At 36.2% G+C, this 10,929-nt stretch carries 10 protein-coding genes and 1 pseudogene; 2 read left to right on the forward strand and 9 right to left on the reverse strand.

Annotation, left to right across the window (positions count from 1 at the left end):
• Positions 1–753 (forward strand): IS66 family transposase (tnpC, locus tag B8983_RS13590; RefSeq protein ID WP_143736199.1); only part of this gene is annotated, 753 nt, incomplete at its 5' end.
• Here tnpC and B8983_RS14415 read toward each other — a convergent pair.
• From B8983_RS14415 to B8983_RS13635, 9 genes are all read right to left on the reverse strand, one after another.
• Positions 665–1,225, reverse strand: a complete 561-nt coding sequence (locus tag B8983_RS14415; RefSeq protein WP_084286065.1) for a DUF2971 domain-containing protein — start codon at positions 1,223–1,225, stop codon at positions 665–667. The two genes, tnpC and B8983_RS14415, sit on opposite strands and share 89 nt — an antisense overlap.
• Before the next feature lie 118 nt (positions 1,226–1,343).
• Positions 1,344–2,336: a hypothetical protein gene (locus B8983_RS13600; RefSeq protein WP_084286067.1), complete on the reverse strand. Its 993-nt coding sequence runs from the start codon at positions 2,334–2,336 to the stop codon at positions 1,344–1,346.
• Between the two features lie 13 nt (positions 2,337–2,349).
• The gene (locus tag B8983_RS13605) at positions 2,350–3,081 is read right to left on the reverse strand and encodes a DUF1810 domain-containing protein (RefSeq protein ID WP_084286072.1); all 732 of its coding nucleotides are present in this window, start codon (positions 3,079–3,081) and stop codon (positions 2,350–2,352) included.
• Positions 3,082–3,238: 157 nt separating this feature from the next.
• Complete coding sequence (locus B8983_RS13610; protein WP_084286075.1) at positions 3,239–4,435, reverse strand: hypothetical protein; 1,197 nt, start codon at positions 4,433–4,435, stop codon at positions 3,239–3,241.
• 34 nt (positions 4,436–4,469) lie between these two features.
• Positions 4,470–5,270, reverse strand: coding sequence for a hypothetical protein (locus tag B8983_RS13615; protein ID WP_084286077.1), 801 nt, complete (start codon positions 5,268–5,270; stop codon positions 4,470–4,472).
• Between the two features lie 2 nt (positions 5,271–5,272).
• Entirely contained in the window at positions 5,273–6,208 is a 936-nt protein-coding gene (locus B8983_RS13620; RefSeq protein WP_084286079.1) for a DUF4268 domain-containing protein, read from the reverse strand.
• Positions 6,209–6,249: 41 nt separating this feature from the next.
• Positions 6,250–6,678 (reverse strand): HAD domain-containing protein, encoded by a 429-nt coding sequence (locus B8983_RS13625; protein ID WP_084286081.1) that lies wholly within the window; start codon positions 6,676–6,678, stop codon positions 6,250–6,252.
• A 224-nt stretch (positions 6,679–6,902) separates the two neighbouring features.
• On the reverse strand, positions 6,903–9,203 hold the full coding sequence (locus B8983_RS13630) for a VIT domain-containing protein (protein WP_084286086.1): 2,301 nt from the start codon (positions 9,201–9,203) through the stop codon (positions 6,903–6,905).
• A complete protein-coding gene (locus B8983_RS13635) occupies positions 9,200–9,607 on the reverse strand; it encodes a MerR family transcriptional regulator (protein WP_084286089.1) in 408 nt (135 codons plus the stop codon). Before B8983_RS13635 ends, B8983_RS13630 begins: the two co-directional genes overlap by 4 nt.
• A 363-nt stretch (positions 9,608–9,970) precedes the next feature.
• Here B8983_RS13635 and B8983_RS13640 point away from each other — a divergent pair.
• Positions 9,971–10,785, forward strand: a pseudogene (locus B8983_RS13640) (IS3 family transposase); the annotation flags it as partial.
• Positions 10,786–10,929: the final 144 nt, after the last annotated feature.

The raw sequence follows: 10,929 nt of genomic DNA on the forward strand, positions 1-10,929 counted from the left end.
AATAAGAAAACACACCGAGCTTATTTATGGGCTTACGCACCTGGAGTTCATGAGGAGTTGAAGGCAGTCATCTACGATTTTGCAGAGAGTCGATCCGGTGAGAACGCTCGTCACTTTGTAGGGGACTGGCGAGGGAGTTTGGTTTGTGATGACTTCAGTGGCTACAAAGCGATGATTGCCAATGGCATCACCGAAGTCGGTTGCATGGCACACGCACGACGCAAGTTTTTTGAGCTGCATGTGGCGAATAAAAGTCAGATTGCAGAACATGCCCTTGAGCTCATACGGCAACTTTATGAAGTAGAGCGAGAAGTAAAAGAATTGGACTGCCAGAGTCGACAAAAAATACGCCAGGAACAATCTCGCCCAATTGCGAATGTACTCTTTGAATGGATGCGCCTGCAGCGAATGAAGATCACCGATGGTTCTGCTACGGCACGGGCATTAGATTACACCTTGAAGCGATGGGATGCACTCACGCGTTATATTGACGATGGTCAATTGCCAATCGATAATAATTGGATTGAAAATCAGATTCGTCCGATTGCCATCGGCCGGTCGAACTGGTTGTTTGCGGGTTCGTTACGTGCAGGAAAGCGCGCTGCTGCCATCATGAGTTTGATCCAGTCAGCGAAAATGAATGGTCATGATCCATATGCCTACATCAAAGATGTTCTAACCAGGTTGCCGACCCAAAAGAACAACCAGATCGAAGAATTATTGCCACATCGCTGGAAACCCACTTCGCTATAACACAAATCCAACAAAATGCGACATGTGTTCGCAACACGCTTACCATCCTATATTCATCTTCGTATTTCCAATCTATAAATTTTGTACGGATTAACTGATCTACAACCTTGCTCCCATCGACTACCTTTCTTTTTGTTTGATCAAATTCAATTTTAGGCCTAGAAGCTGTGTAGTGGACCTTCAATAACATCTCATCTGAAACATCGAATCCCAATGCTATGCCTGTGTGCCTTTTTGCATAATGCCCCCAAATCAAAGGATTACCCCATGCACCACTAAAGCATACAATACCAGCCTTCTCGTTTAGCTGCTTTTTAAATCTAGTAAAAGCTTCTCTATGTCTTATATCCAAAAGATCCGCAGCTAAAAGCTCAAATGGATCGTTTAATTCATTAAAACGAGAAATTTTTAATCTTTTATTCTTAAGATTACTGATTGCGTGTGGAAAACTAGTAAAGTTATAAATCCTCATAATTACCCTCGATTAGTTTACATAACGTCCAATTATGCGCATTAACGTCAATCCTCATGAAATTAAAAAACACTTATTTGACTTCCTCAAAATTCATGAAAATATTCTTAGTACATATTTAACGAATTCTTTTAACTTGCTCTTTAAAAATTGTTTTTTTTACTAAAATTTGAGTACTTCTAATTCCTAATTTTCTACAAATATCTAACTCCTCTTGTGATACGTGGTTAGAGTATTCTTTTAGTGAAAACTTAAACTCCTCTTTTAATTTCGCTCTCAACTTATCATCTTCAATTCTGTGAAACAGAACCCTTGAAATAACGTCATATGATTTAAGAACTTCGAATGCCATGAGAGAAGTTTGAAATAAGTAATGATCAATTTTTGTAATTTGAACAATCGGCATTAGACAAATAGGAGACTCTATTAACCCCTCAGAAATTTCAATTAAAATTTTCCGTACCTCTTGCTGATCAAAGTTAAGATTGTTGAAGTCTACAAATGTTCTTATTTCTAGAACATCTGTCTTACCGCTACCTATTTCTCCCAGTAACAATCCGCTATCGCAAGGTATAACTGGGTAAATCTCTGCAATCTCTTTGAAATGCAGATTATTATGTTTGAATACTAAGAAAACAAGTGTCCAAAAACCACTCCAAAGGGGAACCATCTTAAATTCAGGCATTATAGAAAAAATATCCACTTCAAATTCATTTATGAACCTAACTTTTCCGCGCTCATATAATCTTGAAATTACATGTTCCCCAATATTGAAAAAACCGGGAAAATACTCGTAAACAACTGGGTCCCAACTTGCAACTGCAACAACACCCTCTAGACATTTTTCATTCCACTGATTAAACTCCCTTTTCTGATTAATATGTAACCCAGCGGCGCCAATATAGGGTTTTCTTTGACTTCCGCCTTCATAAAAAATGAATGTAAATTTCTTGTGATATGTTTTAAATGCTGATACACACTTTCCCCAATTTGTCCTTTTCACCTTAATATTTTGATAAGGATTATTTTGGCCTTTCTTATTTATTTCATCGGCCAACTCAAGAAAAAATCTGTTTTTAAGCCCCTTTGAGAGTGATTCAGTGATTTTCATACCTTTTATGATTTCAATTAGCTGTAGTTAAAATTCGCAAAGTATTTTGATCTAATTCACTTTTAAAAAACTTACTTAAAGCCTCTTTAAAGAGAATCTCTTCTGGTACTGCCTTATGAAACAAAGTTAAACAAGACTGTAATTTCATCGCATCAATCTCTCCAAGTATTTGATGCAATGGCTCTTTAGATTGCATTAATACTCCTAAACACTCCTTCAGCCTTCGCCCTAAAATGTAATGATTCCAATACCTTTGGGCCTGGGCTATAGAATTCAAAGCATATTTTTTTGAGTTTAAGCTTTCCCCTAATCCAGATATCTGAGGAAAAATATACCAAATCCAGTGTGTCTTTTTTTTATATGCTTTTAACTCTTTCAAAATAATGTCATAGGTATCGAATTGGGCATTCATAAAATGTTGAAGCTCATCCGCAGGTATGCTGGATGCATCTTTAATTCGAGGCAAACCCAAGGTGAGAATTGGTACATCTTTTATAAAGTTTTCCGCGATTCCGGGTTCAAAATCAATAACTTTTTTTTCAGAATATCTGGGGAAAATAGGATGAGCTATACAAATCCCTTTTTCAGAAGCTTCATCTACTTCTTTTTGGTTACGACAAAGAGTTACCGATTTATCACACTCTGGACAGTATTTAATATTATTGTTTTTTGTTTCAGATAACTTATCCCAATCAGTTGGACACTTATATGTAAAATCACAATTAATAATGCTGTTGTAAAACATACTTGACTGCCTCCTTTGAATAATTCCTTTTTACCCAATTCACTATTGATCGAATTCGATAATTATTCACTAATGCTTACCGCTGCCATTGTGTTTAAGATAATACAAATCTCAAAATAGACAGATTTTTCTATTTCTGTAATAACTACTATTACTGTTATTCATAAAACTTTGCAAGTGATCTACTAAATATTCTTGTACCAACTTTAAAATCCGAAAAATCAACTTCAATCTCATCTCTTAAGGTTGAGATTGAAGATACCTTACCCCACCCATATTTTTCATTAAAGACTTTCTTACCGACTCTAAATAATTGAACTTTTGTTGATGTTTTTGGTATGTTAAGTATTGATGGTTTAGCGCTATTAGTTTTATTATTTGAATTAACATTAACAATTGGATTTGGCCATTCGAATTTCATTCTACGTAAATAGAACTCCTCTTTTAACCATTGAAGATCGTTTCTCCAACGCTCCGAAGCACCGGGCTTGTTACTTCCCTGAAATCCATTAAGCCAACTGATAAAGCTAGCTATTGCATAAAGTCTTTGAGCACTATTGGCTTTACCCCAGCGTTCTTTTTCATGGCTACTATTTAAGTATTCATCTAGCGGCTCAGAAAATGCTCTAGTTAATAAGTTATGCCTTTGTTGCTCAGAGAGCGCTCCTTCTTTTACCGTGTAACCTAATTTTCTCAATGGCGATTCTTCATCCCAATCTGAAGGATCTATCTCAGAAATTGAATAATCAATACTCTCCAAATCCGAAGAGGAAATGGGCCACGTAAATTCAGGAAAATTGAGGATATACTGAAGTCCTTTATGATCTTCAACTGCAGTTAAAAGAGTATCTACTTCCCAATTTTCTAATGGATCCTCGCCAGTTATTAAGTAGTAAACAAAAAGTTCTTGGGTATAAATCCTTAAGTTTTTATTTAAATAACTTTCAGAAAACAGAATTCGGTCAATTTCTTCGTTATCAAAATCAAAATCCCCTAGTATCAAAATACTAGGATTCATTTCTACACTCACACATTCAAAATATTTACTTGATAAAAATTCTTCTAGCTCTAATTTTTTCCAGGGCCCACTTCCAAGAATCAGTAATTTTGAGTCTGAAAGTCCGATAAAGTCAGCATTTTTTTCGTAGCATAAGAAATCTCTGATGAATAACCTATTTAATCCATTCGGATACTCTAATTTCTGAATCTCGTATTTATTAATTTTTTCAGATACATCTTCTGCAATCAGTTTTTTTGTTAGCTTGGCAATCTCATCTTCAAGTTTACCTACAGACTGACGGTATTCATTTAGTTCTTTTTTCTTAAGTTTTAACTGATCGAAAATCTCACCCATTTTTAAAGTCCTTTAGTAAAATTTACAAAGAATATTAATCTTTCTTCGTCCACACATTAAGATCACCGTTGTCTGGAATTTTTTCAGTATATCTTTCCCAATAAAGCTCTACTCCTTCTTTAGTAACCCAATGATCACTTCCAGATGGGTTATATCTATCCCAAGCTAACAGATATTTGGGAATGCCGGCTTCATTTGACATAACCACCCTTTCAAATAATCCTCCTTTTTTTTCAAAAAAGGTCCAATTATGTCCAAAGCCTATATCAGCACCTTTAAAAACAATGGCCTTTGGATAAAGCAGGTTGGAATTGTAGATTGCTGAATAAGTGGCAATACCTTCACCACCAATAAATAAAAGAGAAAATCTCTCAGGTCCGTGGGTCGCACTAGTAGTAGATTTCCTCTGAAGAACTGCCCACATTGCAAAGGGTGATACCCGAAAACTCCATGTTAGTTGACGATATGCTTCTCTTAATGCTTTATTGACTTCAGTATGTGAATTTAATTCAGGATAGAAATCACTTGGTAAAGGTCGATCTTGATATTTTGGTGATGGACTTAATTCAATTGATGAAACATCTTTACAAACAATTAATTCGTACCCACCAATTTTTTCAACATTAACTCTAAATATTTCTTTTGGTACGCCCGGATCAGCATAGACGATACTATGTGACATTCCTAAATATACCTCTAAGAATCTTCCATCAATATTTGAACCGGGATAATAAATTGAATCAGTTAAAACTAAATTCCGATCAAAATTACTAAGTTCATCTACAGACATCAACCATTCCGGTACTGAACCTGATTGTAATTTTGTCTTTGGCATAGTTATAACCCCATTATCTTTGGCTGAAAAACAGTATAAAATTTTTGAGCAATATCAGCATGCCACTTAAATAAATCTTCCCATGAAGATTCATCAAAAATATTAGCCTCTGTTTTCAAGTATTCAACTCTTGAAGCATGAGCATGAGGTAGTTCTTGCCAGTCTAAGTTAAGGCCACATTCTTGATTGATTAAATCTTGATTTTCTTTTAGCCTATTAAAAAGTTCTTTTGCGTCAGGATGATCAATATAAAGTTCAACTGCAATATTTTTTGCTTGTGAATTTACTTTTAAACAAATCTTGATTCCTGACTTTCCTAAATTAATTGGTACCCAACCTTTACCTTGCACCTTTGGTCTTTTTAGGTCTATCTGATTGTCATCAAGATAATTAGTAAATGCAGTCCAATATTTAAGCTGAAGTTGTGTGGTTGGAGTCGAGAGCATTACAGCTCTTGATAGTTCATTAGAACTCCTAGTCCAATTGTTCGGATTTACAATAATTTGAAAATTAGGATTAAAGTTCTGCCCAGATCTTGTCACACTCAATTGAACAGCGAAAAAATTTAAACCCTCATGGGTGTTCTCATTCAGGAAATTAATAGCTGCCGCATGCTCTGGTTGAATATCTGTCGCTATCCAAATAATTGTTTTAGCATTCACCCCGGCAGCGTAGGTGAGAATTTGACCAAGATGATTATGATCCGTTTTTTCTAGTTGATTTTCAATAATCACTTCACCTTGATCATCTGTACAAAAAATATCTACGAAAAACCGACCAACAGGGTGTTCAATTCTCACTAGTTCAAGTTGATTAAGTCCTAGTATCTTCCCAAATTTAGTTAAATTTTCAGCCTCTGCTAACCAGGGTGTAAAGTCTTTTTCTTCATGCGGCCATGCATCTCTTGGATTCGCATCTTGTGCCCATTCAATTGGCATAACATTTTCCTTTAACAGTAGTTAGGTTTTAGTTTGATGTATTAAAAATGATGATCTGTAAGCCAATTTTTAAGTTGTTGCAATTGATTGTCTTGAATACCAACATTTCCATTGCAAAGAATAAGTTCCTCACAATATTTAGGGAACTCTAAAAAAGAATCATCTAACGCTTTCCAATTTGCTAAGATTTGTCGGTCAATCATATAGTTCTTTATTTCGTTATATCGTGGCCATTTCCCGATGTGAGGTCCTCCAGTGACTCCACTGATCAAATTACTGATTTGGCTTGGTAAAAATTTTTTAATTGCTGTAATGTCATGATGAAATCTCCAACTCGAAGAAATAATAATTTTGCAAGGATGATTATTTAATAATTTAACTAATGTAGCTGTATTTGAAAAAAGTAAATCACTCGAACTCGTTGTTGAGTGAAGAACACCATCAAAATCTAAAAATAAAATCTTTTCCATATTTAATTTTCTACAGATTAATACCGGTCTTTCCCGGTGGTCAGCTTACCCACACCTTGAAAGGATTCCCATAGGAAATGGAGTAGTAAGGCTAGTAAGCTGATATGGTTTTTTCATGTAAAGACAATGTCTTCCGACTTTGAGGCACTCATACCCAATCCTCTTGGTCGCTACAAATATCAAAAGTAAACAGCAAGCACAACGGGGTAAAGCCACAGCGATAATTAAAACCAGTCATTTTTTGAAAGGTTAAAAAATTTTCTATCTAGCATCTGTATGTCAATACTCAAATCAGAACTATCTAATGTCTCAGTTAATTTCTCAATGAATATCTTTGTATATGTACTCCATTCGGTATTATCTTCAAGTCGAAGTAATAACCATGCAAGAATCGTAATCCAGACCTTCTCAATGTCATGCTTCTTGGAAAGGATTTCAATTATTTCCAATAATTCTTTAGGGAGGCTTTTTTTGAAGATATCCGATTTTATTATTTTTATAAACACACGCACGTGACCCATTTGTTCTATCGTATCACTAGCTAAACCGATAAGTTCTATAGGAGTAAATATCTTTATTTCTATCTTGATTTCTTCTTGGGGAGGCAATGCCGATGACATTTTTTCAACATGACTAACTCTAGGGTTTGAAATATTTGCATTAACAATACTTGCGGTAGGACTTCTTCTTGTTAAAAGTGGAGTTACAGACACAGCACTTATTGGGGAAAAACTTTGATAGCTCGAAATATTCATCACCATTTTATCTGAATGCATTTCACGAATCGAGCTAGCCCCTCCCCATCCAGCAGCTTGCATTTGAGCAATTTTCTGTAACTCTGGTAGGTCAAGTGGCTTTTCCTCTTCTAACCTAACGTGAATTAATAAACAATTCGTATTCTCCGTGACCAGTTGATATCGAAGTGCTAATTCTGTTTTTTCTTTGTCTCGTATGAGATCCTTTAATCTTTTGGTAGCACCTAATCTAGCTAAATTAAAATCTTCAGATCTATTCAATTGATTGGAGCTAACGTTTGCTTTTTCTGATTGATCTTCAATCTCAAATGAAAGTGATGGTGCTGTTCTAATAGGATGATCAAATCCTGCAAATATATGACTAGTATTTCCATGGAAAATGGTGTCGATATTTCCGCTTACCCATAACGGTTCATCACTAGATCCCCAATTAATACTTACATTTTTAATTTTTGGCAAACGAATACGATTAAACATTCTCACTATAGCTTGTTCAAGGTTTTCATTCGGCGCAACTAATTCACAGGCACCACCAGATTTTTCAGCGAGTTCCTGTAAAAATGATTCTGCTGGAGCACTTCCAACACCAATCGCGAATACTCGATGTCCAGAGTCGTTAGCCTCCTGGATTACTTTTTCAGTTTCCCAAATTTCACCATCTGTGATAATTAAAACATCAGATTGACATTCTCCATTACCCAAATTAAATGTTGAAAGTAAAGCACCACCAGTTTCAGTGCCACCCATGTCCGCTTTAGTTTTTCCAATTAAAAAACTAGCTGCTATGGTATTGAATTTATTTGCTGATTTCATCTCTTTAATTAAGTGCTTTACATCTGTCCCATAACAAGAATACGAAAATCGATCCTTACTTTCCAAGTGACTTAAGACATGGTGAATTGCACGTTTTGCGGATTCGATACTATCGCCTTCCATTGATCCTGAACAGTCAACAAGTATCTTTAAATTAATTGGTTTTGTAGATTGAGTCTTGGGAATTGGTGGGCAAAAACTAGCCAATACGGTACAGCCTTCTGGACCAATATTTCTATCTGGAGTCACGATACAGAATGATTGGTTTTCTAAATTGCTTAGATTGAGGATAAAGTCTCGGTCTAGGTAAGCACCACGTAATAGTTCAACGCTTAAATGATCTACTTTATTTGATACTTGAACTTGATGAGATGGGCATTCAATGGTTGCAACTTCAATTCCACCACCGAGCGCAATAGAGAGGCTAAATGGGTATTCAACAAACATACTATTTTGTGTTGTCTGATGTTCTTTGATACCCCCACCTTCACTATTTCCATATCTAGGTGCGATCGTTGTAGGAATTGTTAGTCGAATGGCTCCCTCTTCATATTTTAAGAGTTGACTATACGTGTATTCAATATGGGCTTCCTCACCTGCTTTTAAGTTACCTAAATTAACTGTGTAAAGTCCTTCTGAATTTTTTTCCAACATAATTGGAGCATCACCGTCATTTATTGCTTTTTCGTACCTTCTAGTTGCTTCTTTTTTTTCAGTCACAATACCACTTAAACGTTTACCACCCATTTCAACGCTCAGATCCATAAAGGTTGCACCCCAACTAAGTGGAAACGTGTAAACGATTTCTAAATTGTGATTCGTTTCATTTTTATAATTCTGCGTTACAGTCATTTCAAATAAAAGTCCTTTGACCAGGCCTTTTGCTTTAACTGACTTTAATGACATTTGATCGCCATCAATTGTTGATAGGCCAAAGCGCTCATCTATTCCAATCATTTCTTATCCTTTTTTACGTATTCATACGCCTCTAAAACCATCTTAAAAAATCTTCTTAATTCTTCAGGGCTGAGCCCAGCAGTTTCCGGACTAACCTGTAACTCAATACCATCTTTAATGTATAAATGACTACGAACTTCGATCTGACCTGCTTGCTTTTTTCGCGCAGGAAGATCGAGTAGCTCTCCTGACAAGACTTCCCGAATGCGCTCTAGGGATATTCCAGCCTCACTTAATTGCTTGATTCGAAGTATCTTCTCAAGATGAAGGCTCACGTAGTGAGCTGCTCGGGTTTGTCCTATGGGCTTATCCAATAATCCGATTTGTATGTAATAACGAACCGTTCTGGAGCTGACTCCAGAAATGTCGCATAACTCTTCAAAGGTATATGTTTTAGTATCCATGAGTTTATATTAACATAATTACTGTAAATATAACTGTAAATATAAATAAATTTTATTAAAATACCTTATCTTCGTTATGACTTTTATCTACTAAAGTTATTAATTTCAGATACTTACTAAGTAAATCAAAGAGAGAAAATTGATTCGTTTTAGAACTTATTTAGAAGAAATGAAAGAACTAGGCGTTCATGGACAAAATATCGAGTCACTTTCAAATGGTAATTAGATACCAGAAGATATTCTTAGAGCAGATATTGAAAGACTATTTTGAATTCATACCGATCAAAGTTAAGAGGCCTTGGTAATCCCCCCTCAGGTTAACTGAATTTAGAAGTAGAATTTTCTCATTGAGAGGAGTTCTACATGAAGCGTTCAAAATTTACAGATAGTCAGATTATGGAAGCCCTAAAAAGGGTAGATAGTGGTTTAGCGGTTCCCGAGATTTGTCGAGAGTTAGGGATTAGTACGGCTACTTTTTATAAATGGCGTGCGAAGTACGGTGGTATGGATACATCCATGATGGCTCGCATGAAGGAGCTTGAAGCTGAGAATGCCCGCTTAAAGAAGATGTATATTGAGGAGAAACTCAAAGCGGAGATATTAAATGAGGCTATCACAAAAAAGTGGTGAGGCCGTCTCGCAGACGTGAGATGGCCCAAAAGGCAGTAAGAGATAAAGCAATCCCCATTCGATTGGCCTGCGCCATATTTGGCGTGAGCGAGTCTTGTTATCGCTATCAAGCCAAGAACAACGCCGAGAATGAGCTGATTGCTAACTGGCTGATCCGTTTAACAGATAACAACCGCACTTGGGGCTTTGGCCTTTGCTATTTGTATCTGCGTAACATTAAGAACTTTACCTGGAATCATAAGCGTATTTATCGTATTTACAGAGAGTTAGAGTTGAACCTACGGATCAAGCCACGTAAACGTCTGGTGCGTGAGAAGCCGGAGGCTTTAACTGTTCCACTAGCAATCAACCAAGTATGGTCAATTGATTTTATGCATGACCAGTTAGAGGATGGGCGCAGTATTAGGTTGTTTAATGTCATTGATGACTTTAATCGAGAGGCTTTAGGAATTGAAGTGGATTTTTCATTACCCTCCGAAAGAGTGATACGGAGTTTGGATCAAATTATTGGTTGGCGAGGTAAGCCCTGTGTGATTCGAGCAGACAACGTACTAAATGCAAGAACTTTTTCCAGCGATAGGCAAAGCCATCCCGTCAGAGGGTGTAAATTAATCTGTGTAAGTTGATTCCAGTTTTTAGTGAAGGTTTAATCTTTCACCAAATTCAATCTCAAATCGATTCATCGCAGATCT

The organism is Polynucleobacter kasalickyi, from assembly GCF_900176405.1.
Classification (GTDB): domain Bacteria; phylum Pseudomonadota; class Gammaproteobacteria; order Burkholderiales; family Burkholderiaceae; genus Polynucleobacter; species Polynucleobacter kasalickyi.

Bases quoted from the DNA above. Each gene is read 5' to 3' on its own strand.
- B8983_RS13605 (WP_084286072.1), bottom strand. From the start codon at position 3,081: ATGTTTTACAACAGCATTATTAATTGTGATTTTACATATAAGTGTCCA.
- B8983_RS13610 (WP_084286075.1), bottom strand. From the start codon at position 4,435: ATGGGTGAGATTTTCGATCAGTTAAAACTTAAGAAAAAAGAACTAAAT.
- B8983_RS13620 (WP_084286079.1), bottom strand. From the start codon at position 6,208: ATGCCAATTGAATGGGCACAAGATGCGAATCCAAGAGATGCATGGCCG.
- B8983_RS14415 (WP_084286065.1), bottom strand. From the start codon at position 1,225: ATGAGGATTTATAACTTTACTAGTTTTCCACACGCAATCAGTAATCTT.
- B8983_RS13600 (WP_084286067.1), bottom strand. From the start codon at position 2,336: ATGAAAATCACTGAATCACTCTCAAAGGGGCTTAAAAACAGATTTTTT.
- B8983_RS13630 (WP_084286086.1), bottom strand. From the start codon at position 9,203: ATGATTGGAATAGATGAGCGCTTTGGCCTATCAACAATTGATGGCGAT.
- B8983_RS13615 (WP_084286077.1), bottom strand. From the start codon at position 5,270: ATGCCAAAGACAAAATTACAATCAGGTTCAGTACCGGAATGGTTGATG.
- B8983_RS13625 (WP_084286081.1), bottom strand. From the start codon at position 6,678: ATGGAAAAGATTTTATTTTTAGATTTTGATGGTGTTCTTCACTCAACA.
- B8983_RS13635 (WP_084286089.1), bottom strand. From the start codon at position 9,607: ATGGATACTAAAACATATACCTTTGAAGAGTTATGCGACATTTCTGGA.